General features: G+C 42.4%; 19 protein-coding genes. 13 read left to right on the forward strand and 6 right to left on the reverse strand.

What is annotated here, in order from left to right; translation table 11 throughout:
- The first annotated feature begins 134 nt into the window (after nucleotides 1-134).
- Entirely contained in the window at nucleotides 135-2,051 is a 1,917-nt protein-coding gene (locus AC3CIA_RS20215) for a methyl-accepting chemotaxis protein (RefSeq protein WP_171307597.1), read from the forward strand.
- Between the two features lie 224 nt (nucleotides 2,052-2,275).
- The gene (locus AC3CIA_RS20220; protein ID WP_017091765.1) at nucleotides 2,276-2,476 is read left to right on the forward strand and encodes a restriction endonuclease subunit S domain-containing protein; all 201 of its coding nucleotides are present in this window, start codon (nucleotides 2,276-2,278) and stop codon (nucleotides 2,474-2,476) included.
- 250 nt (nucleotides 2,477-2,726) lie between these two features.
- On the opposite strand, the gene malK is transcribed toward AC3CIA_RS20220, so the two are convergent.
- Nucleotides 2,727-3,839, reverse strand: coding sequence for a maltose/maltodextrin ABC transporter ATP-binding protein MalK (malK, locus tag AC3CIA_RS20225; protein WP_017084833.1), 1,113 nt, complete (start codon nucleotides 3,837-3,839; stop codon nucleotides 2,727-2,729).
- A 665-nt stretch (nucleotides 3,840-4,504) separates the two neighbouring features.
- Between malK and malE the strand changes: the two genes are divergently transcribed.
- The 5 genes from malE to AC3CIA_RS20250 all read left to right on the forward strand — a co-directional run bounded on the left by malE (nucleotide 4,505) and on the right by AC3CIA_RS20250 (nucleotide 11,210).
- Nucleotides 4,505-5,689 (forward strand): maltose/maltodextrin ABC transporter substrate-binding protein MalE, encoded by a 1,185-nt coding sequence (gene malE, locus AC3CIA_RS20230; RefSeq protein ID WP_017084832.1) that lies wholly within the window; start codon nucleotides 4,505-4,507, stop codon nucleotides 5,687-5,689.
- 81 nt (nucleotides 5,690-5,770) lie between these two features.
- The gene (gene malF, locus AC3CIA_RS20235) at nucleotides 5,771-7,342 is read left to right on the forward strand and encodes a maltose ABC transporter permease MalF (protein WP_280621100.1); all 1,572 of its coding nucleotides are present in this window, start codon (nucleotides 5,771-5,773) and stop codon (nucleotides 7,340-7,342) included.
- Between the two features lie 11 nt (nucleotides 7,343-7,353).
- Complete coding sequence (malG, locus tag AC3CIA_RS20240; RefSeq protein ID WP_017081399.1) at nucleotides 7,354-8,244, forward strand: maltose ABC transporter permease MalG; 891 nt, start codon at nucleotides 7,354-7,356, stop codon at nucleotides 8,242-8,244.
- A 622-nt stretch (nucleotides 8,245-8,866) separates the two neighbouring features.
- Complete coding sequence (locus AC3CIA_RS20245; RefSeq protein ID WP_146456299.1) at nucleotides 8,867-9,478, forward strand: outer membrane beta-barrel protein; 612 nt, start codon at nucleotides 8,867-8,869, stop codon at nucleotides 9,476-9,478.
- 79 nt (nucleotides 9,479-9,557) lie between these two features.
- Nucleotides 9,558-11,210, forward strand: coding sequence for an ABC transporter substrate-binding protein (locus tag AC3CIA_RS20250; RefSeq protein WP_146456297.1), 1,653 nt, complete (start codon nucleotides 9,558-9,560; stop codon nucleotides 11,208-11,210).
- 9 nt (nucleotides 11,211-11,219) lie between these two features.
- On the opposite strand, the gene AC3CIA_RS20255 is transcribed toward AC3CIA_RS20250, so the two are convergent.
- The 4 genes from AC3CIA_RS20255 to AC3CIA_RS20270 all read right to left on the reverse strand — a co-directional run bounded on the left by AC3CIA_RS20255 (nucleotide 11,220) and on the right by AC3CIA_RS20270 (nucleotide 15,392).
- The gene (locus AC3CIA_RS20255) at nucleotides 11,220-11,492 is read right to left on the reverse strand and encodes a hypothetical protein (RefSeq protein WP_186733082.1); all 273 of its coding nucleotides are present in this window, start codon (nucleotides 11,490-11,492) and stop codon (nucleotides 11,220-11,222) included.
- A gap of 258 nt (nucleotides 11,493-11,750) precedes the next feature.
- The gene (locus AC3CIA_RS20260) at nucleotides 11,751-12,254 is read right to left on the reverse strand and encodes an acyl-CoA thioesterase (RefSeq protein ID WP_139685920.1); all 504 of its coding nucleotides are present in this window, start codon (nucleotides 12,252-12,254) and stop codon (nucleotides 11,751-11,753) included.
- A 427-nt stretch (nucleotides 12,255-12,681) separates the two neighbouring features.
- Entirely contained in the window at nucleotides 12,682-14,304 is a 1,623-nt protein-coding gene (locus AC3CIA_RS20265; RefSeq protein WP_428785751.1) for a peptide ABC transporter substrate-binding protein, read from the reverse strand.
- Nucleotides 14,305-14,498: 194 nt separating this feature from the next.
- On the reverse strand, nucleotides 14,499-15,392 hold the full coding sequence (locus tag AC3CIA_RS20270) for a DMT family transporter (protein ID WP_428785750.1): 894 nt from the start codon (nucleotides 15,390-15,392) through the stop codon (nucleotides 14,499-14,501).
- A 98-nt stretch (nucleotides 15,393-15,490) separates the two neighbouring features.
- Here AC3CIA_RS20270 and AC3CIA_RS20275 point away from each other — a divergent pair, with 98 nt between their 5' ends.
- A complete protein-coding gene (locus tag AC3CIA_RS20275) occupies nucleotides 15,491-16,279 on the forward strand; it encodes an AraC family transcriptional regulator (protein ID WP_054545835.1) in 789 nt (262 codons plus the stop codon).
- A gap of 47 nt (nucleotides 16,280-16,326) precedes the next feature.
- Here AC3CIA_RS20275 and AC3CIA_RS20280 read toward each other — a convergent pair whose 3' ends face one another.
- Nucleotides 16,327-16,689: a hypothetical protein gene (locus AC3CIA_RS20280; RefSeq protein ID WP_054545834.1), complete on the reverse strand. Its 363-nt coding sequence runs from the start codon at nucleotides 16,687-16,689 to the stop codon at nucleotides 16,327-16,329.
- Nucleotides 16,690-16,997: 308 nt separating this feature from the next.
- Between AC3CIA_RS20280 and AC3CIA_RS20285 the strand changes: the two genes are divergently transcribed.
- From AC3CIA_RS20285 to AC3CIA_RS20305, 5 genes are all read left to right on the forward strand, one after another.
- Complete coding sequence (locus AC3CIA_RS20285; protein WP_428787147.1) at nucleotides 16,998-17,435, forward strand: DUF1214 domain-containing protein; 438 nt, start codon at nucleotides 16,998-17,000, stop codon at nucleotides 17,433-17,435.
- A 10-nt stretch (nucleotides 17,436-17,445) separates the two neighbouring features.
- Nucleotides 17,446-19,206, forward strand: a complete 1,761-nt coding sequence (gene secD / locus AC3CIA_RS20290) for a protein translocase subunit SecD (RefSeq protein ID WP_488518926.1) — start codon at nucleotides 17,446-17,448, stop codon at nucleotides 19,204-19,206.
- Nucleotides 19,193-20,137: a protein translocase subunit SecF gene (gene secF, locus AC3CIA_RS20295; protein WP_428786289.1), complete on the forward strand. Its 945-nt coding sequence runs from the start codon at nucleotides 19,193-19,195 to the stop codon at nucleotides 20,135-20,137. The genes secD and secF overlap by 14 nt, the downstream gene beginning before the upstream one ends.
- A gap of 299 nt (nucleotides 20,138-20,436) precedes the next feature.
- Complete coding sequence (locus AC3CIA_RS20300) at nucleotides 20,437-21,120, forward strand: hypothetical protein (RefSeq protein WP_488518927.1); 684 nt, start codon at nucleotides 20,437-20,439, stop codon at nucleotides 21,118-21,120.
- Nucleotides 21,121-21,876: 756 nt separating this feature from the next.
- Complete coding sequence (locus AC3CIA_RS20305; protein ID WP_054545829.1) at nucleotides 21,877-23,676, forward strand: mechanosensitive ion channel family protein; 1,800 nt, start codon at nucleotides 21,877-21,879, stop codon at nucleotides 23,674-23,676.
- The last annotated feature ends 72 nt before the right edge of the window (nucleotides 23,677-23,748 follow it).

Genomic DNA, 23,748 nt, shown 5'->3' on the forward strand with positions numbered 1-23,748 from the left:
TTTGAGAGAAAAGTCTCTAGTTTTATTGGTTTTGGCCGATACATCACTCAGATTGTGCATTGCTTGTTGGAGTGCACTAGAAAAGTCCTGTCCAGGGTATACCAATAACGAGCGATTCTTTTAAAGGTCCAAATATGTTTAAAACTAACTCTCTGAGTATCAAACAAAAAGTTGTACTTGGAATTACCTTTGCGGTTCTTGCATCGACAGTGATTGTCGGCGCGATGGCACAACAGCAAGCAAGAGATGTATTGAGCCACCGTTTGGTTGATATTGAGCTTCCCGGTATGTTGGAGCGAATCAATGGTGAAATTGATCGTGAAGTCTCTCAGCTATTGTTAGCGGCGGAGCAAATTGCTTCAAATGAATTCATTTCTGATGCAATCGAATCGACCGATCGTGATGCTGAGCTAGAAAATAAACTGGTTAAACAACTGAACAATGTTCGTAACCAATATCAGCTGAATGATGCCTCGGTAGCTAACCGTCAAACAGCTTACTACTGGAACCAAGATGGTTTTTTACGCCAGCTAAACCAACAACAAGACGGTTGGTTCTTTGGTTTTACTCAGTCAGGCCAGCCAACCATGGTGAGCATGTTCCAAGAAGCCAATGGTGAAGTGAAGATGTTTGCTAACTACCAACAGCCTTCTGGTTTGGCGATGTCAGGTCTATCAAAATCGATGGATGACATGGTTAACCTGCTGAACGGTTTTAAGATTGAAAATACAGGCTTTGTATTTTTGACCGATAGCCAAGGTGATGTACAAATTCACCGTGAGCGTTCTCGTAGCGATTCTTCACTTCAACAACTTTACGGCCCTCAATCAAGCCAACTATTGAACAAGTCGGGCTTCAATCTGATTACCACTGAAAGCCAAGGCCAAGAACTGTTTGTGGCGAGTTTGTATGTGTCGTCAATGGACTGGTTCGTTATTGGTGTGGTACCAACCGGTGAAGTGTTTGCTGAGCTCGATGCGACTGCGCAGAAGATGCTGATCATGACTGCTATCGTGGCTTTAGTCTTTATCCTAATGGGCGTAGTGTTAGCAAACAGCATCACTCAACCGATTAAACTTCTGGCTAAGCGATTCGGTGACCTTGGCGAAGGTGATGGCGATCTGGCGCAACGTATCGAAGTGAAAGGCAACGATGAAATTGCCCAGCTTTCAAAGGGCTTTAATGGATTCATTGAAAAGATTCACGAGTCTATGAAAGAAGTATGTTCGACAAGCCAAGCGCTTCAAGTGGCGGCAGAGAGTGTTTCTAACAAAGCACACATCACTCACGACAATAGCCAAGAGCAACGAGATCAAACCCTTCAAGTGGTGGCTGCGATCAACCAAATGGGTATGACCATCAGTGAGATTGCATCAAACGCGGCAACTGCAGCAGAAACAGCCACTCAAGCTTCGGGCAATACTGAAGTGGGCCGTTCTGTGGTAAACAAAGCAAAAGACGCGATCAGCCGTTTAGCGCAAGATATCGAAAGCACGGGTCAAGTGGTGGAGCAGCTTGCTTCAACAACACAAGATATCGGCTCTATTCTGGGTGTTATCCGTGATATTTCAGAGCAAACTAATTTACTTGCATTGAACGCAGCGATAGAAGCAGCGCGTGCCGGTGAGCAAGGCCGTGGCTTTGCCGTTGTAGCAGATGAAGTACGAAATCTAGCAAGTCGCACGGCAGACTCAACGGAAGAGATTCAGAAGATGATCAACCAACTGCAAAGCGATGCTAAAGATGCAGTAGCAGCAATGAGTACAGGTAAAGTCATTACCCTTGAAGGTGTAGCTGCATCGGATGAAGCGGTAGACGTACTGGGTGGTATTTCAGACCGTATCGTTGACATCACTGACCGTAACACACAAGTGGCAACGGCAACGGAAGAGCAATCAACCGTAGTTCACACCATCAACCAGAACATTGAAGAGATCAATGCGATCAACGAAGTGACAACGGGCACAGCTGAACAACTTGCTGAAGCAAGCCAAGAGCTTCGCGACCTGTCTTCTCGCCTAGATAAGATGGTTGGCTCGTTTAAGCTTTAATCTCTTAAAGCTTTAAATCCTTTAAGCTGTAGCATGGCTTAGAAAGGGACACAGATGAAGAGCTGGATTCATTTAATCGTGAATCCAGCTCTTTTTATTTACGGGCCTGTTTTCTTCTAACTGGCTTTAGCTTGATCTGGTTTCGGGCTTTGCACTTAATCGCTCTAGCATCACAGAGCGTAAATGAGTAAAATCTCATGAGGTTTAATATTTAGGTAAGTATCATGAGCGATTTTGAAAAAGAACTAGAGCAGATGACTCAAGAGATGGGTGATGAGCCAGAAGTACAACTGCCATCAATTGAAGAGCAAAAAGCGATCGTTGCTGAATTTAAGCGACTAGAAGCGGAAGGCAAACTAACACCAGAGGTGTTAGAAAAGCATTTTGGCCAGTTCAACAAAACAAGTGATACGCCAATCCACTAAGTTCTAAGCTTAAGGCAATTTTATCTTGTCTAAGATAGAGTGGAATGAGTAGTTGGGCTTAGCCTGACTACACAAATCAAGGTCTAGCCATTGCTAGGCCTTTTTTATTGCTGCGCGATAAGTTAACTGAGCTGTGCGCAAAGTTAAACAATCAAAGCGAAAGTAGTTGGCGCCTTTAAACAAAAAAATCCCCCTTACTTGGTAAGAGGGATTCGATATGGGCAAGTTATATCTTAAAAAGGCGAACCGACTAGTCGGTGCCGTACTCTTTGTACAAGCGACGACATGCTCGACCATCGCTATGGAACAAGTGACAACGGTGCGCAGGAATACCAATCGCTAGTTTGTCACCAGACTCAATCGTCAACGTGTCTGGCTGGCGATAGATAACGTCAGCATCAGCACTTTCGAGGTTTAGGTAAACCTGAGTTTCGTTGCCTAGTTTCTCGACCATCATCACTTCAGCTTCAATCGTCGCATCACCTGTTTCAGCAGACAACAAGTGTTCAGGACGAACACCCAGAGACATACGGTCACCAGCATTGACAGTCGTACCATCAACTGGGATCCAGAAAGTCATACCGTTAGAAAGTTGAACTTGGACGCGTTCTGCTTCAGCTTGCTCGATGTGAACAGACATAAAGTTCATCTTCGGCGAGCCAATAAAGCCTGCCACGAAACGGTTTTGAGGGTAGTGGTAAAGATCAAGAGGTTTACCCACTTGAGAAACATAACCGCCATCAAGAACAACAATCTTATCGGCCATTGTCATCGCTTCCACTTGGTCGTGGGTAACGTAGATCATGGTGCAACCAAGTTGACGTTGTAGTTTAGTGATTTGCGAACGCATTTGAACACGCAGCGCAGCATCTAGGTTAGATAGAGGCTCATCAAGTAAGAATACGTTTGGCTGAGAAACCAGAGTACGACCGATAGCAACACGTTGACGTTGACCACCAGATAGGGCTTTAGGCTGACGCTCAAGAAGGTGACCAAGCTGAAGGATTTCTGCAGCATGTTCAACACGCTTATCGATTTCAGCTTTGTTAGCGTTCGCTAGTTTCAGGCCGAAAGACATGTTGTCGTAAAGGTTAAGGTGAGGGTAAAGCGCGTAAGATTGGAATACCATACCTACGCCACGCTTTGAAGGCTCAACGTCATTCATGCGTTGGTCGCCAATGTACAAATCACCAGACGTAATGTCCTCTAGACCTGCGATACAGCGTAATAGCGTCGATTTACCACAACCTGATGGTCCTACGAATACTACGAACTCACCTTCGTTGATGTCTAAGGTTACGTCCTTAGAAATCTGTACATCACCATATGATTTATAAACGTTTTTTAACGTGACACTCGCCATCTAGCTAGTCCTCGATCGATCAAATTTTAAGTTTTACTGCTTATCATTATAAGAAATTTTTGGGTCAGCAGTAACTGTAGGAATTGGTAAGTATTGAATGAGTAAGAAAAAAAGTGGGTGAGACTTGGATTCTTTAACCAAGCCCACCCGTCATAGCCAAACTGGTGCCTATTTCCCCCACATCCAGCTAAATCTCCCCCGTGATTCAATCACAGATTTAGCTCGATGCTTAATAAAGACAACAGCGGGCAGTGAAGCCAACTAAATGAACAGTGCGGTTACACACGACATTCGCTGGTAAAGGGTTCTTACTATCCACTCTTGGATGGATGCAGTTTCGGTGAATTGGCGCAATGGTACATCCTCCCAATGAAAATTTAACGAGGGGGAGTAGTAGGGGAGGAGTAGATAAATGGGGTTATTAATAATTGGCGATCCAGTTCAAATAAATCCACCCCATAACGGTGATGTTGATCACGATGAGTATGGGTTTTGTGATTTCAGTCTCTAATCTGACCGGATGGCGATCACGAAATTAAGCCATAATAGCTAGGGCGTAGTGGCTAGGATGATGAGTTAGAGTCTATTTTCTCAGATCATAAGCCCTGAAAACTGGCTCGTCTTGGTAGATGTGCCCTACGTATAAATATAAAAAGGATATTCACATGAAAAACGCTCTAAGCGCTGTAGCTCTAGGAACATTAGTTGCTCTGGGTTCTTTTGGTGCAAATGCTGCTATCGAAGAAGGACAACTAACAATCTGGGTAGGTGGTGACAAAGCTTATGAAGGCATGGCTGAAGTAGGTAAACGCTTCGAAGAAGACACTGGTGTTAAAGTAACAGTGGCTTTCCCTGACAAACTAGAAGAGAAGTTCTCTCAAGTTGCAGCGGCTGGCGATGGCCCAGACATGATCTTCTACGCACACGACCGTTTTGGCGGCTATGCAGAAGCGGGGCTTCTTGTTGATATCAAACCTTCTAAAGAAATTAAAGAAGGTATCGTAGACTTCGCATGGGACGCTGTTTCATACGAAGGTAAAACAATCGCTTACCCAGTAGCGGTTGAGTCAGTTTCTCTAATTTATAACAAAGCACTTGTTCCTAACCCACCTAAGTCTTGGGAAGAAATCCCAGCACTTGATGCTGAACTTAAAAAAGATGGCAAAAAAGCGATCATGTGGCCTCTACGTGGCGGCGCTTACTTCACATGGCCTCTACTTGCAGCTGACGGCGGTTACGCATTCAAACAGACTGCAGAAGGTTACGACATTAAAGATGCGGGCGTAGCGACTGAAGGTGTTCAGAAGTCTCTAGGTTTCATCGAGAAGATGGTACAAGACAAAGTTATCTCTGCAGACATGGATTACTCAGTTGCTGAGTCTGAATTCGTTGCAGGTAACGTTGCAATGACAATCAACGGCCCTTGGGGTTGGGAAAACATCAAGAAAGCTGGCATCGATTACGGCGTAGCAACTTTACCTAAGTTCAACGGTAAAGCGTCTAAGCCTTTCGTTGGTGTATGGGCTGGTGGTATCAGCACTGCTTCTCCAAACCGCGACCTAGCTGTTGAGTTCATGGAAAACTACCTACTAACTGATGAAGGTATGAAGAGCCTGAATGACGACAAGCCACTAGGCGCTGTTGCTCTTAACTCTTTCCAACGTCAACTAGACAGCGACACTCGTATTGCAGCAACCATGGACAACGCGATGAATGGCGAAATCATGCCTAACATCCCTCAGTTCACAACGTTCTGGTACAGCATGGAAGAAGCGATCGGTAACGTAGTTGACGGTCGTCAAACAGTAGACCAAGCACTGAAAGCTGCTGAAGGTCGTATGACTAAGTAACAACTAAGCACTACCTTTTAAGGAGAGGGTAACCTCTCCTTACTTTTCTATTTTTTATCTATATCGCTAGCAGGTTCCTCTATGCAGTCAGTTCAAGGTACAGATGCTATCCCAGCACCATCAAGCCTTCTAGGCAGTAAAAGCGTCTTCATCAAATGGGGGTTGCTTGGTAGTGTTGGCTTAATTAACGGCTACGCTACAATTCTAATGTATTCACGCGGTGAGCTCGCTTTTGCGCTGCTTACTGTGATTTTAACGGCTTTGGCACTTTACATTTTTGGCAGTAAGAAAACTTACGCCCACCGTTATATTTACCCGGGTATTGCCGGAATGATCTTGTTCATTCTTTTCCCATTGGCTTATACCGTCGGGCTTGCGTTCACTAACTACAGCGCAAAAAATCAACTGTCTTTAGAGCGTACTCAAACCGTTCTTTTAGATCGCTCATTCCAAAGTGGTGAGAGCTACCCATTTACTTTGTACAAGACTGATGACGGTCACCAGATCGTTGTTAAAGCTGGCGACCAGCTGTTAGCAACAGACGTATTTTCTTTTGAAGATATGAGTGCAACAGAGATGGACCTATCTGCAATTGAGTCTGCACAAGGTGAGAAAGAGAAGATCAAAGCGATCATCCAAAACCGTTCAGCGATTAATGCGGTTGATTTCCATCTGCCTAACGGCGACGACATCCGCATGAGTGGCTTACGTAAGTTTGCTTCTGTTGCTCCGCTTTACACGCTACAAGACGATGAACAAACGTTAATCAACAATGAAACGGGTGAAGTTCTCAAGCCGAACATGGAAGAGGGTTTCTATCAACCTGTTGATGCCAATGGTGAGTTTACTGGTAACACAATCTCCCCGGGCTTTGTGGTTAATATTGGTACACATAACTTTGAACGTGTTTGGAAAGATGATGGTATTAAAGAACCATTCATCAGCATCTTTATTTGGACGGTGATCTTCTCGGTATGTACCGTAGCGTTCACGCTTGTTATCGGGCTTGTACTTGCGAATATCGTGCAATGGGAAGAGCTAAAAGGTCGTTCAATCTATCGTGTTCTACTGATTCTGCCTTACGCAGTACCCGCGTTCATCTCGATTCTTATCTTTAAAGGTCTGTTCAACCAGAGCTTTGGTGAGATCAACATGGTGCTTGAGAATATCTTCGGCTTAAGCCCGAACTGGTTCTCTGACCCAATTCTTGCGAAAACCATGGTGTTGATGGTTAACACGTGGCTAGGTTTCCCTTACATGATGATTCTATGTATGGGTCTACTAAAAGCGATTCCTGATGATTTGTACGAAGCGTCAGCGATTGATGGTGCGAACTTCCTTGATAACTTCAAGCGTATTACATTCCCATTGATGATTAAGCCGCTTACACCGCTATTGATTGCAGCGTTTGCCTTTAACTTCAATAACTTTGTAATGATTCAACTATTGACGAACGGTGGCCCGAACATGATTGGCACCTCAGAGCCAGCGGGTTACACAGACTTGCTTGTAAGCTACACCTACCGAATTGCATTCGAAGGCGGCGGCGGTCAAGACTTTGGTCTAGCAAGTGCAATCGCAACGCTTATTTTCCTATTGGTTGGTGGACTTGCGTTACTAAACCTTCGTTTCACTAAACTGTCTCAAGATTAAGGAGCACGACAATGGCTATGGTACAAGGTAAAGGCCTTAAATACCGAGTGTGGGCAACGCATGCAGTGTTGTGGTGCTTCTTGGCAATGATTATCTTCCCACTACTGATGATCATCGCTATCTCGTTCCGTGAAGGTAACTTCGCAACAGGTAGTTTGATTCCCGATAACCCATCACTGGAGCACTGGAAACTGGCTCTTGGTATGTCGGTAACGAATGCTGACGGCTCGGTGACACCACCTCCATTCCCAGTACTAACGTGGTTATGGAACTCAATTAAAGTCGCGGGTGTGACGTCGCTTCTTATTGTGGCACTGTCTACAACATCGGCTTATGCATTTGCTCGTATGCGCTTCAAAGGTAAAGAAACTATCTTGAAAGCGATGATGATTTTCCAAATGTTCCCAGCAGTACTGGCTCTAGTCGCTATTTACGCGCTGTTCGACAAGCTTGGTCAATACATCCCGTTCTTAGGCTTGAACACGCACGGTGGTCTAATCTTCTCGTACTTAGGCGGTATCGCACTGCACGTTTGGACGATTAAAGGTTACTTTGAAACGATTGATAACTCGTTGGAAGAGGCTGCAGCACTGGATGGTGCAACGCCTTGGCAAGCATTCAGATTGGTTCTATTACCGCTGTCTGTACCAATTCTAGCGGTTGTGTTTATTCTTTCGTTCATCGCAACAGTAGGTGAAGTGCCTGTAGCATCTATCCTTCTAACCGATGTGAACTCTTACACGCTAGCGGTAGGTATGCAGCAATACCTATATCCTCAGAACTACCTATGGGGTGACTTTGCGGCAGCGGCTGTACTTTCAGCACTTCCGATTACTATCGTGTTCTTACTTGCTCAACGTTGGTTAGTTGGCGGTTTGACGGCAGGTGGTGTAAAAGGATAAGCTGTACCCTATAAGAAAGACAAAGAGCGACCTTATAGGTCGCTCTGTATTGGCATTTTTATTACATCATTTGGTTTGGCCGCCGATCAGTAATAAAAATAACCCTCAGGTTACGCATAGCTGGCTACTAATCAGGTTCCTTACGCTATTAATGATTAGTGGTTTTTGTAACTCTAACCCAGGTATTTACTTGGGTTTTTTTATGCCCAGTGTTTAATTTCTTGTCTCAATTATAATAATCTCACTTCCGAACAACACTTCAGTCAAATTAGCATGCGACGTATAGCGTAAATATTGACTGTTCATACTTAAATTACACATTGATATGTGATCTAAGCACACTATTCTCCAAAGTCCAAAGTCCAAAGTCCAAAGTCCAAAGTCCAAAGTCCAAAGTCCAAAGTCCAAAGTCCAAGAGATTTTATGATTAACAACTTGAATGTGAGCAGTTGTGTTTAATTGTTTAGATATGTGGAAAAAAGATGATAAACAATTACGTGTTTTAATCGTTTCCTATTCATTAATATTATTCTGTTTCGAAACCCAGTGAAAGGGAGTGCATTGGTTGCTAAAGGATGTGCAAAAACAATAAATATTATTCTTAGATAGGCAGTTAAATACAATGTTAAGAAAAACAACAATCACAACAACTCTCCTGATGCTATCTTCTGCAGTATATGCAAACCCATATATTGGAGCATCTGTTGGTCAAGCAAATTTTGATAGCGCGAACTTTTCTATTGATTCTGCATCTGGTTCTAACAACACTTCATTAACGTTAGATGATGATTCTAGTTTAGCCGGCAAAATCTACGGCGGGTATCAGTTCAACCGTTATATTGCTTTGGAAGGCTCAATTGGAGGTTATGATGCTTTGGACGGTGATTCAGTTACTGTCGGCGACATGAAATTTGCAGCGATTCAGCCTAAAGTTATTTTACCGATTAATGACCGTTTTAACCTTTTTGCGAAAGCTGGGGTCGCATATTTTAATGCTGAGTTTAAGGTAAGTAACTCTTTCTTTGGTGCTGCTGGCCATTCAACATTCTCTGATACAACAATGACGGGTATGTATGGTTTGGGAGCCGATTTCTCATTGACAGATAATCTTCGTATTGAAGCAACATGGGATTATATGAAACCTGATCTAGAAGTGGCAAAAGCACTTGGTGCTACTGCTTCTGTTGATGCTGAGATTAGTGTTTTTTCTCTTGGAATGAATTACCACTTCTAATACCGAGAATCTATGGGGGCTAGGAATATTTAGCTCCCTTTGCTATGTTTTAGCTGAGATAAATAGCAGTGGAATTGTTGTGAACGATGTAAACCTTAGACACTTAGATCAGTTGCTTAAGCATTTTGAGATTCACTTATCTCATTCTATAGGTTTAGGAGAATTAGAGGTCGCGCTGTGTACTTCTAAACGTAATGTGTCAATTGTTATGAGAAAGCTTTCCGAACAAGATTGGATCGAATGGATCCCCGCAGTCGGTAGGAGTAACCCTAGTAAACTTACGATTAAAAAATCGTTGCAACAAGCGATTACAGAACTATTGATTAGCGAACTGAATAAAGGTAGCTTTAAACTAGTATCGCGTCTTGTCGACCTATACGGTTCGACTGCAGTCAGAGCTCTTACTTTAGCGACCGAACACCTTAACCAAACCAATGAATCAAGTAATGCTGTATTGATAGCTTCCTATCCGTGGGTAGACACTATTGATCCAATTAAGACATTTCGCCATGCAGAACTGCATATAGCAAAAAGCGTATATGATGTATTGTTGGTTCAGAGTCCAGATGGTGATCTAATGCCTTCCTTAGCTCATGATTGGGTGATGGAAGATACAAGGATGACTCTTTGGCTACGTCCTGGCGTTTACCGACATGATGGTGAGCTTTTGCAAGTTCAAGATGTAGTTTGGAGTATTAGACGTTTAATTGAGGGTAATGGCCCTATAAAAGAGTTATGGCAATGTGCCGAACGCGTAGATGCAGTCGCACCCAATTGTTTAGTTATTACTCTCAAGTACGCCAACAAGCTTTTTCCTTATATGCTAGCTATGTCTAACGCATCTATTGTTTGCCGAGATATACAAAGTTTCGGTGACAAATACAGTTATCATATTGGAACTGGACCGTTCAAGATTGAACACTGGTGTCAAGACAGTATTCAATTGCGAGCACATAAAGACTATTTTTCTACTCGAGCTTTGTTAGAGCGAGTCACTTTGTCTCATGCCAATGCAGATATGCAGAATATGATCAGCTTTAACTGTCCTTCGGACCAAGTTGAAATTCAAAGTATCAGCGCCCTCTTTTATTTAACTTATCGAGAAAGATTTGGTTCGAAAATATCTCGAGAGACGTGGTGTGAATTAGCTGATTATATCCATCAGCAAAAACAGCTACATGATCCCATTAATGCGGTCGAAAGCTTGGCTTTTGATCCCTGTAAAGCTAGGCCAATGATAGCAAACGCCCCAAGCTTGAGAGGGAAGATTGTCTTGGCTGAGCCCAAATGGACTATTCCATACTTAATTCGTAATTCTAAATGGTTACATGATGTCATCCGTTCAACAGGACTCGAGTTGGAAGTTGTCATCGTCAATAACATTAGCAATCCCCACTTAGTGTCCGAGCTAGCGGATATTCTTCTTATTGAAGATGTGATTGAGACTCCCGTTGATTACGGAACTTATGAATGGTTAAGCGTGTCAACTGGATTACGATTTAGTCTTGACCGGTTTGAAATGGATGAGCATCAAGCTAAGATCAAGCGAGCGATAAGTGGCGATTCACCATCTAGTGAGTTGATGGCGATAGAAAGAGGTTTACGTTTAAGGTATACCTATTTGCCGTTATTTTCTGGTTATGAGGAGATGTCTAGAACTCAACAAGTCAGAGGGGTTCAAGTAAGAAACACAGGTTATAGTGACTTTTATCGCCTTTGGGTCGAACAGTGATTTTTGAGTTTAGAATTCTCTACTAGAAGGAGCACAACCCAAGTGTTGCAACAACACATAAATGCTTTCTTGATCGAGTGCGACACGGCGAAAGAGATCCGCAAACGTGTTATCCCCGCCAAAACAAGTCTGGATATAGTGGTTAATTTCATTGCTATCGTAACCTTCTACGTACAAGGTTCTAACCCATTGGTACTCAACCGCCTTTAAATTGTTCAGTGTAGATTCGCTAAGAGTGGGGCGTGTGACGCTCAAAAGTGGCTCCAAGAAATTCAAATACATCCATTATGATTGGCGGTATTTAACCAGAGCTAAATGACGACTTTATTACAGTTCGAGCAAATTGCTAAACAATAGCGGCTTCATTTCAGCCCTTGGCTGAGTATCACGTTATATAAGCCGTATTGAGACAAGCGGTGTTGGGTAAGACGCGGCTTTGTCTGTGAGAGTGTGAATAGGGGAGTAGAGCTAGATAAGTAAATGCCAAGCAGGTGCTTGGCATTGTAATAAGGTTTTGTAGTGTAGAGTGGTTGGTGAAGTTTACTTAAGGTACTTAACGTGTGCTTCCATCTCTTCACCGATCTGTTTTCGCATGTTCATTAGGCGAATAGCCGAATCTCTTAATTCGATGTCTTCTGACGTTTCTGGCACCCATTCTGGCACCTTAGTCGGGTTACCATTTTCATCAACAGCGACCATAATAACGATGCAGTGAGTCGTTAGGCGGTTGTTGAGTTCTTTAGGGTCGCTGGCTTGAACGTCGATAGCGATGTGCATAGAAGATGAACCGGTATAGATGACCTTCGCACTTACCTCAACAAGGTTACCAACATGGATCGGAGCTACGAATCGAATCCCCCCTGCGTAAGCGGTAATACAATATTTACCACTCCACCCAGCAGAACAAGCATAAGCCGCTAAATCGACCCATTTCATTACTGCGCCACCATGAACTTTACCACCAAAGTTCACATCCCCAGGCTCAGCTAAAAAACGCAGAGTAACGTCTCGTTTACCATCTGGTCGGTTATTGTTACTGCTCATCTATCTTCCTTCATTATTATTGTGCTGTATAACATGCTTGTTACTTGCTAATAACAATATACTTAAGATGACATAAATTAAAGCGGTGTTTCTCACGATTAAGACTATTTTTTCAAACGGGTGACGAACGAATGAATATTGATGTTTAAAGGCGGTAGAGGCGAGTGGCAAACACGGATGAAGCAATATTGAGCAGGTGCCTAGCCATATTGAGTAAGAACCAATAAATGTTGAGCTGACAGCTAGAAAGGTCGATTGCAAAAAAAACACCTAGCGCAGTGCTAGGTGTTTCTAAGCCGTTTGGTACTCATTGCGGTACCTTATTTTGTTTTAGCCAACTAACCGCTGTTTATCTGGTTTAGTTAAATTATTTTAGTCTTTTTACCACTAAAGTGGTAGTTAAAAATATTTGTTATTCAGCTCATTTTTACTCTTGAATAAAGTATAGATCCTTCGCGTAGATATTTCCTTTCGGATTATTGTTAGGGAAGCCTTTGAGAGTATTTCGCACTAATCGGGTGTGATTGTAATGATATAAAGGCATAACTGCTGCCGATTTGTTAAGTAGCGATTCAGCATGCTGGTATAAAGTAAAGCGTTTAGACTGATCTTCCGTTTTACTTGCTTGCTGTAAGAGCTCATCGTAATCGGGATTACAGTAGCCACTTTCATTTGCCGTGTGACCACAAGAGAACGCCTCTAACAGTGCAGAAGGCTCTGGGTAGTCACCAAATGCCCATGAGCGAGCTAGTTGATAGTCGCCACTTCCCTTCGCTGCAACATAGGCTTTCCACTCCATGTTTTCTAACTCAACTTTTACGCCAAGTGGCTTCCACATCGATGCAATCGCAATAGCTATCTTTTTATGATTCTCACTGGTGTTGTATGTCAGGGTAAATTTGAGCGGCTTGTTTTCGTTGTATCCCGCTTCTTCAAGTAGCGTTTTGGCTTTTGTTAAACGCTGCGTGCTGTCTAAAGAATTGAATTCGGATAAAGGAGCTGTGTAGCCAGGAATATTATTCGGCGTCACGCTGTATGCTTCTGGCTCACCTTGACCAGTGACTTTATCTACCAATATCTCACGATTGACGGCCATGCTGAGTGCTTGGCGTACTCTTACGTCATCAAACGGTGCTTGACGTGTATTGAATGAATAAACGTAAGAGCCCAATAGAGCTTGCGCTTTGATTTGTTCAGGACTTTCTTGGATTAATTTTTGGTAGTACTCAAGCTGAACGCGATTGGTCATATCGATCTCACCAGCTTGGTAACGAATCAGTTCGGCATTTTGAGAGGATAGGCCGAGATAGGTTACCTTATTGATGACTGTCGATGTGTCATCCCAATAATTTGGGTTTCTCTCGACTTCAACGTATTCGTTGGGCACCCATTTACTCAAAGTGTAAGCACCGTTGGTCGCGATATTTTCTGCGCGAGTCCATTGGTCACCTTTCTCTTGAACCAACTTAGCAGGCAAAGGGAAAAAGGTCTTGATGCCCATTAAACTCATAAAGTAGGGCGTAGGTTTTGAAAGTGAAATCTCAACCGTGCGCTCATCTAATGCTTTGATGCCAAGTTCAGAGGGAGCTTTGTCTCCTGATAGAATCTCGCTAGCGTTCACGATGTTAGCCGTCGAAAAAACAAAACCCGTGTTATTACCTGTTTTCGGAGACACAGCGCGCTGCCAACCAAAGACAAAATCGGATGCTGTGACTGCCTCACCATTCGACCACTTGAGGTTGTCTTTCAATACAAACGTCACGGTTTTGCCGTCTTTGCTGATAGACCACTCTTTGGCTTGCCCTGGGATGATTTGCCCGTCACTGTCCTCAATCACAAAGCCTTCAAACATATCATTGACGATAATGTCACCGGGCATACCTGAGTTTACGAAGCTTGGGTCTAGTGTGTTGGGCTCTGCGCCATTACCACGCACAAAATGTTGTTCCTCAGCTAATGGTGTATCAGCAGGAACAGTGGCAGCAAAGCTTGAAGCAGATGACAAAGCAAGCAGAGACGAGATGATCACAGGGATCGTTGGTTGAGTCATTGTAATTCCTTTTACAACTTAAACGGTACTCAATGCATTAAACCTGAGTCGGTAACATGTTGCAACCACAATGAACGCGTATTAAAAGCATTTGAAAGGCTTGTGAATAAAACAACAGTACCTACTTCGGGAGTAGGCACTGTGAGAAAAGTGAGTTTGAATATTTACCCTAATGTGAGCGTTGGGTAATGCGTTTAGCTTTGTTGAGGGAGAGGAGCCTCAAGCCTTGGTTTTCTTTTGATTTGTGCAAGGATGACACCCGAAATCACCATTACACCACCAATAATGTGGAACTGATTAATCTCTTCGCCTAGCCAAGTGGAAGCTAATACAATTGCGATAACTGGCATCAAGTTCATGAACATCGCACTTGAGTCCGCACCAATGGTATCAATCGCTTTCACCCACATCCAAGGTGCTAAAATGGAAGCGGCAACCGCGGCGTAAGCGATTAATGGGATCGCTTGTTGCGGTGGTAAAAGCTGTTCGCTGGTAAGCCAAAGTGGCGTAAGCATCGCGACAGCAAACAGACCCTGAATGTAAATTACAACCCAACTACTGATTGGCATTTTCCAGCGTTTCAATAGCACACAGTATGAAGCATATACAAAGGCCGCAATTAACATATAGCCATCGCCTTGAGTCAATTCTTGATGCATGAAGAACAAAGGATCGCCTTTACCTAACATCAGAGCTAAGCCTGACAGTGACAACACGCCACCCACAATGCTCAAACTAGAAATCGACTTGTGTAACAGAGGAACGCTAAGGAACACACTGATCAAGGGTACTAATGAGGTGATCAACGCCATGTTAGAAGCGGTTGTGGTTAAGCCCGCGTAATAGCCTAGAGATTGGTTTAACACCATGCCCAAAAAGCCAAGGAAAGCCAACTTAGACAAGTTAGGTTTAATGATCGGCCATTGCTTGATAACTGAGCGAATACAGAAGGGGGTGAGAATTAACATCGCAAAAAACCAGCGGTAAAAACTCATCGCGCTAGGTTCAATGGTACTTGCAGCAAGCTTGTTGACGATTGCATTGGCGCCCCAGATACAGACTGTAAAAAATGGTAAGAGATAATGCATGTGAATTCCGTCGCAAATGAGTTGATGCGGCTAGTTTGACAGGTCGTTATACTTACAAGTATCTTTAGAAAGACATCAGGCGCGATAGGAAGACAAGTTTGAAAAAACACTCAAGAAACCTTCACCCATCCTTATCAATTGATAAGGCACCATCCAACGTATTTATGAATTTTGAAGCGTTTCTTTCGAACACTGAGACCCGAGTTCATAGCCACTCATGGGGACAGGTTCAATTGATCAGTGGCGGTATATTAGAAATGGAAGCGGAAGGCACCCGATTTCTAGCGCCACCACATTTGGCGATTTGGGTACCGGCCGGGGTGACGCATTGCAGTTATAACCGTAAGCCTTTGGACTACTGCTCGCTAAATATCGCCCCTGAGCTAACTCAACACCTTCCAGATAAAACCAGCCTTATAAAGATCACGCCGATTGTGTCTTCGATTATTGATGATTTTCGCGATCGTGGGATCAATGTTGCGGAAACAGAACAAGATCAAAGGCTTGTTCAGGTACTACTCGACCAACTTGCACAGCGTGAAGTTGAACACCACTTCTTGCCTTCAACTGACAATAAGTACCTAGCGCCTATACTGGCTTCTGTTGAAGAAAACCCAACCGATGAAGTGACACTGAAAGATTGGGCTGAGCGTGTCCACACCACGGAAAGAACCCTTTCTCGCCACTGCCAGACCGAGCTTGGGATGAGCTTTACAGAATGGCGATTGCGAGTGCGCTACCTCTATTCAATGGACTTGTTGAGAAACGGACAATCGGTCAAGGAGGTCGCTCTCACATTGGGTTACAACCAAGCAAGCCCTTTTATCACCATGTTCAAACGTTACGCGAACCAAACGCCAGAACAGTATAAGAACCGTTTGTTGTAACCCGATCTAATCTCACATGGCTAACATGACGAGAAACCCCGACACAACTATAACGTAGTCAAAGCAACGCACCTGTTACCTAACAGGGTCGACAACGTTGCGATCATTGGCTTGTTAATGTAATCGCTTTCTACTGCTACGTCGTCAAGCCAGTAAATATCTGCAAGTAGGTGAAGATCTTCAATCAATGCTTGGCAACTTTCCTCAGTCACTTTTGAAATATCACTGGGGAAATCATCACTGAGATCGACAATGATCACTCGTTGATGCTTTTTTAGCTTCAATCTTACAATATCTTCTAAATCGGCCATGCTTTTCTCTCTGTGGAAAATAAACATCACACTTTGGCCCTCTCCGATATCGTAGATCTTATAGCGTCGATCATTGAGATAAATAATATTGAATTTCATGTTATCGATTCCTCGAGATTTAAATAATCAGCCAAAATGAAAATGTTGAGTTGGGATTAGACGTTAATTTTTAACTCAATGTCGTTTGAATTGAGTTTGCTTAACTTCACTTAAAGACTCAAAGAATTAGAGAAATTCAAATGTGAATCTCTCAAGTCATATTTGAATTTCTGTAAACCATATTCAGGACACTGTTGGTTATTTATGATCTCTGCATTCATGGTTTTCTAGGAAAGGAAACCTAATGCAGCAAAGGAGATAGGTTCAAAAAAGAATCTAAGTAGCATCAATCAACAGTTGTCAACCCAATGAAAAATATCAATAAATATCTTTTGTTATTCTCTCTTTTTGTAAACGGTTTTTTCTCAAGTTTTGCATGGTCTTCGAGCTCGATGTTGGATGACGTATCTGCAATAGCCAAGCTCATTTATGACAGTGAACCTCAAATTGAAGCGACGAGTAATGTCAAACAAATCAGTAAAAATCAATCTCTGACGTATCGAATTACAAAGGCAGAAGCCGAAAGTGATTTATGGTCGATTGTTATCATGGACGGACAAAGTGACGAGATAGCAAATGGTGGTCAGCAATTGATTACGAATATCGACAATATGAATTTTCATCGAGAACTCGATGGTAGCTTACTTATCAAAATCTCGAAGTACCGACCTGGTGATGTGAACGCTACTAACTGGTTACAAGCCCCAGAAGGTAGCTTTTATCTCGTAAAGTATGTGTACTTATAGGGTAGATAACATGAAAAAAATATTTGCCTATTTCCTGCTAATTCTCTTATTGATTAGCGCCATACCGAGCTTTTTTGGCGAAAAGCCTGCATTGGTTCTTAATCACGCTGATAGTTCATTACCCATTGAGCCTTTGCTAAGCACATTAGTTAAAAATCAGATAACTCCGTTAGGTATTGAGAACCAACAAGACGAAACTACATTAATCTTTGAAAGTAAAAAAGAACAGCGAGAAGCGCAACAGGTATTGTCATTGGCGTTTCCGTTAGCTCATTCTCATTTTTCATTCGTCAGTGCAGCACCTCAGCTATTTAGCCAGGTAGGGCTAACACCCATCAACCTTGGATTAGATCTTCGTGGTGGCGTGCAGTTCATGCTGCAAGTTGAAATAGATGATAGCGTGAGAAGTTTGGTAGAAGCGACATCGACGAATGCTCGCCACGTGGCTCGTGCAGAAGGGATACGCAGTCGAATTGCTGACATAGACAACAATGGATTCTCGGTCATTATTACTAATTTAAGTAGTCGTGATTCAAACAGTATTCAAAACGTAACCGACCACATGCGTTCACAGTTTTCTGAATGGAAAATCAGTGTAAACGACAACGTATTACGTTTTTCGCTTGATGAAAGCATTAAAGAAGAGCAGGCAAGCCTCGCTATGCAGCAAACCCTAAATATTATGCGCCAGCGTATTGAAAGTTTAGGTATTACTGAGGCCGTCACCCAGCGTCAGGGGGCTGACCGTATATTGATAGAGCTTCCGGGCGTTCAAGATCCTCAAGTAGCGAAGCGTGTTATTGGTGCGACGGCGACGATCTCTTTTCATACGGTTGTTGATTCAAACCAAGCTGCACAGACTCATACTACGCGTGATGGGGAATCTGTACGCTTGTCTAGGCAACCGGTGTTAACGGGAGAGTACATTATTGGTGCATCCGCATCGGTTGGCGAGTTTGGACAACCTGAAGTGAACCTAGTGTTGAGCAGTGCGGGAGGCGGCAAAATGTCTGACTTCTCACGTAGTAACATCGGTAAACCTATGGCGACCTTATACAGCGAATATCATCAAGATCATAACAACCAACTTGTTCAACGCCATGAAGTGATCAACATTGCTACGATCCAAAGCCAATTAGGAAGTCGTTTTAGAATAACGGGTATCGGGCAAATTTCCGATGCACAAGACCTTGCGCTAATTCTACGCTCTGGGTCATTGACCGTACCTGTGACCATTATTGATGAGCAAGTGATTGGTCCAAGCCTAGGTGAAGAAAATATCCAGAAGGGTTTGCTCGCGGTGATGGTAGGTTTAGCTCTGACATTTGTGTCGATGCTGGTTTTGTACCGAAAGTTCGGTGTTATAGCTTGTGCCGCGCTTATCACCAACATTGTCATGATTGTGGGTTTCTTATCATTGATACCGGGAGCAACGCTTACTTTGCCGGGTATTGCGGGCCTTGTACTCACCATGGGCATGGCGGTTGATACTAACGTTCTAGTGTTTGAACGAATCAAAGAAGAAATGCGTTCAGGAAGATCGCTAGCGAGTGCGATACCGAGAGGTTATAAAGAGGCCAGAAGTACCATTATTGACGCAAACCTTACGTCGTTGATCACTGCGATTATTCTGTTTGCGATTGGTTATGGTGCCGTGAAGGGCTTTGCAATAACACTCGGGATTGGACTGTTGACCAGTATGTTTACGGGATTATTTTATAGCCAAATGTGGATGACAAAACTTTGGGGGTATGACAATGACAAAGTTTAACCAGTTGGTCGCTGATATTCAGTGGTCAAAAGTAAGGTGGAACGGTTTATTGGTTTCACTTGGGTTGATGTTTTTATCAATTGTCCTGATATCGACCAAAGGTTTCACGCTTGGGCTTGAGTTTACCGGTGGTATCTCTCATGTTGTCAATACAGATATTCCAGTGACTTTGGAAGCGATGCAGTCAGCTTTGAATACGGTATTTGATGAATTACCCAATCTAGTGCCCGATGTTACCTACCAAACTTGGCAGTTACAGTTTCCTATTGGCGGAACGGGTGAATTGGAGTTGTTGCAGTGGTTAAGAGCTGTAGAGTTGGAGCTAGGCCATCCGCTTAATCTAGTGTCGAGCTCAGTTGTTGGAGCGCAGGTGGGTGAGCAATTATTTGAGCAAGGTGGTTTAGCCCTGATTGTTGCGTCTATCGCCATTATGTTTTACTTAACTGTGCGTTTTGAATGGCGATTAGCTCTGGGCGCGATTGTTGCTCTACTGCATGATGTGCTGGTGGTTTTAGCATTGTTTGTGGTGTTTTCGATTGAATTTAATCTCACCGCTCTTGCTGCATTGCTTGCTGTTGTGGGTTACTCGCTCAATGACTCTATTGTTATCGGAGACCGAATTCGCGAGTACCTGACCCGTAGACCGAATCAGAGTACCAGTGAATCTACGGATCAAGCGATACGATCGTCATTGTTTAGGACTCTAGTAACGTCTGGAACCACGTTATTGACGGTAAGCAGTATTGGCCTTATCGCAGGCGGTACATTAAGTGGATTTGCGTTTGCATTGTTTGCTGGGATTATTGTGGGCACTTGGTCTTCATTAGTGATCGGTACAGCAATACCGGAAAGGATCGGTTTGTCTTCTGAGCATTATAAGCCAAAAGCTCCTTTGTTAGATGAAGGCGGTAATCCTATTCATAGTGAATAGCCCGCCGTTTATAGCTTATAGCTAATTGAAAACTTATGGCTCCTATATTGGAGCCTTTTTTGTGCCAAAGGAATTATTCATCATCTTTCGTCTAATGTACCAAATATTATTTTAGATTTCCTATTGGTGACTATTTGGGATTTTATTGAAAATTTAAAATAGTAGTGTGCTCATTTTATCGAATGAATGTATGTTTATTAATAATTTACAGTGAGCTCTATTTTGAATTTCTGTAATTCGTCGTAAACAATAGTTGGTTAGGTACAATTTACTCGACATTAAATATTGAGGAACACATTATGAACAAAATTGTATTAACTATCTCTGCTATTTTACCTTTAACTCTTTCTGCTGTTGCGAACGCAAACCAGAACATCGACTTTTCAAACCCAGTGTCGACTTATTCTTATGCGAATCTAGGTTATGATAGTGATGGTTTTACAGCTGGCATTGCTGCAAGCCAGGAGCTAAACAATGGTTCAACCATGTTTGAATACATTGGTTCTAACGATTTCTACCAACATAATTTTATTGCGACATTAGCGAATAGTGATAGCGATGCCGCTCTTCAGTTGGATTACCTATGGGACACCGATTACAAGGATACAAGTAAAAACTCACATACAGTATTTTTTAATGCCATAAAAACAACCTCTATTGACTCTAACTTCAGCCTTTCTCCATCAATGGGTCTAGGCTTTAATACCAATGACTTATCGACAAACACAAGTTATTTAGCTAATGCAGCACTGACCATGACCTACGCATTCACTAGTCACGTTTGGCTTGATGTTACACCAGAATACACTTATAGCTTTAACGATCAAAAACAGAAAGCCGGCGGTAAAGAGAGTTACCGTGATTTATCTATTGAAACCAATTTAGGTTTCAAATTAGCGCCAAATCAGTTTGTTGAAGCGACATATCGTTACGATGAAAACAATGATCACCATACTGGTATCAGTTACAACATGAGCTTTTAAGCTCCCACAAAAAATCCCCCTTTGTTAGGTGACTGTATTTACATTGATTTTGAAGTGTACAGTTACTTAATGAATAATATCTTTATTTTATTGACAATAACTAACAACTAATAACCAGTAGCTAACAAATGATAGTTCAATTGATTATTAGCTAAGCGTAACGTTTAATTAAATGTTAAATGTTAAATGTTAAATGTTAAATGTTAAATGTTAAATGTTAAATGTTAAATGTTAAATGATAGGTGTAACTATATATGGTAAATATAACTGCTCAGCCATTGATTCTTTATGGGAAAGTTCCCTTTAAATACATTTATTTTGGTTTATCTTCTTATGTAATTGTTATGTGTGGTTTTTTGTCTTTGATAGGAGGGATGGGTTAAAGAAAATGATCTTCATAGATAAGTTTAATCGCAAAGGGAAGTGTAATCGCATAGTGAAGTAATTCGCTATGCGATAGTTAAAGATAAAATATATTTATGATGATATTCGTAATGTTAGAAATGACATAAAAATCAAGTAACCAAGAATAACGGCAATAAGTGGGAAGTATTTCATGATTTATCTCCATCGATTATTGATGATTATTTATCGCATAACTACTTCACGAAGCACATGAATTAGAGAAATTCATTATCGCTCGAATTTATAATGAACCATTCTTAATTCATTTCAATTTTTATTCTTACTAATCATATTGATAGTAATAATAGTATTCCCTCTGAGAGGGGCTCTCTACTAAATCAAAGGTCAATTATGGTCGCTCGACTTTTAACACTTTTCTTTTCAATCCAAATTGTTTGGTTTAGTTCATTCGCTCACGGACAAGACAAGCCCAGTTTTGTGGATACCTCAACGCCCAATAGCACTCTATCTGGTTTTATTAAGTATTCTGAGCACGTGATCCATTATTGGCAGCTTGAGCAGCTCGATTTACCTGAAGCCCAACATGCTTATGCCCAAGTAACGCGTACCATGGATCTGTCGAACCTTCCCAATCGGAGTCGAACCGTGGTCGTGATGGAAAGAATCATTTTGCTGCACGAAATTTTAAATAGGTTAGGACAAGACGTTCAATTACATCCTTCAGAAATGGCATCACCAACGGGTGACACTGGTCACCAATGGCGTCTCGCTAATACGGACATTCTGATCGCTAGACAGACGAATGGTGAGAAGGTTGGCCAATATCTATTTACGACCACTTCCATTAATAGCTTATCGAAATGGTATCGCCTGATCTCAGCGTCTACGGAGAAAAGTGAACATGACGTTGATTTGTACCATGAGTTTTTAATTCTCCCAGGCCCGCTATTTTCAATATCATTGATTAAATCTTTACCAGAAAGCTTTAATACCTTATACGCATCGATTCCTCTTTGGCAGTGGTTCGCTTTAGTGAGCGTCTTTTTGTTATGTCGATTTATGATTAAGTTAAGCTTCTCGCTTGGCGAACGTTGGAACTTACATTGGTATCGAAATGGACTGAAATGGCAAGTTGGCCGCCAGTTATCTTTGGTTGGGGTTGTCTTTATCCTGTTTATTACCCGAAAAGTGATTGATGACGGAATATGGATCACTGGAGGTATCTACCAGTTTTTGTCTACCTCTTTTTTGATTGGCCAGTTTTTCTTCGTTGCGTGGTTGATCATGACCATATTCAATTACTTTGCTGAGCTGTATGTATTTAATAAACACGAAGGTAAGTATGTTGACTCCTCTTTAATTACGGTACTCGCGCGTATTTTTGGTGGCCTCACGATTGCCATCTTGGGCATTTATGTGGTCGATTTTATGGGCTTCTCTATCTCCCCGATCGTGACGGGTTTAGGGGTTGGTGGTTTGGCGGTAGCACTCGCCATTCGTCCTGTACTGGAAAATGTGATTAATGGTCTGACTTTGTATGCTGATGGTGGAATTAAAATTGGGGAACTTTGTCGTTATGGCGACAATCTAGGGACGATTGAGAGCATAGGGTTACGGTCTACGAGAATTAGAACGCTAGAACGTTCATTAATTACTATTCCTAATTCCGAGTTTGCCAACATGGAAATTGATAATCTAGAGCGTCGTGATAAGCGTAGAATGAGCCACCGCTTGAGGTTGCGGCCAGAGCTGACTCAAGACCAACTCAAACTCCTGGTTGTTGGTATTAGGCGACTGTTGTTACAACATCCTAAACTGGATGAAGATCCGGTGAGAGCAAGGTTTGTGGGCGTTGGTGAGTTTGCGATACACATCGATATACTCGCTTATATTATATGCAAAGACCATGAAGAGTTTCTTGCTGTGCAAGAGGATGTGATGTTTTCGGTGATGCAGCAAGTTGAAGCGGTAGGTGCCCAGTTGGCATTCTCTAATCAATACCAACTTGCGCAAGCACTTAACCCTATTGAGGATGAACTCAAAGAGAAAGCGACCGAAACAGTTAAGCAGTGGCAGGATAACAATAACTACCCATTCCCTGACTTTAGTTATGAATTTAAAGATGGAATCAAAGACAGCATTATGTACCCTGCGAAAAGTTCAGCGGTTCGCGCAAATGGAAATGGTTAAAACAGAAAGCTTTACCCTAAGGTGATTATCGCTAATTTGAATTTCTCTAATTCATCGTGTTTGCCTTCTATT

This window comes from Vibrio sp. QJM3NY_27 (genome assembly GCF_057785955.1).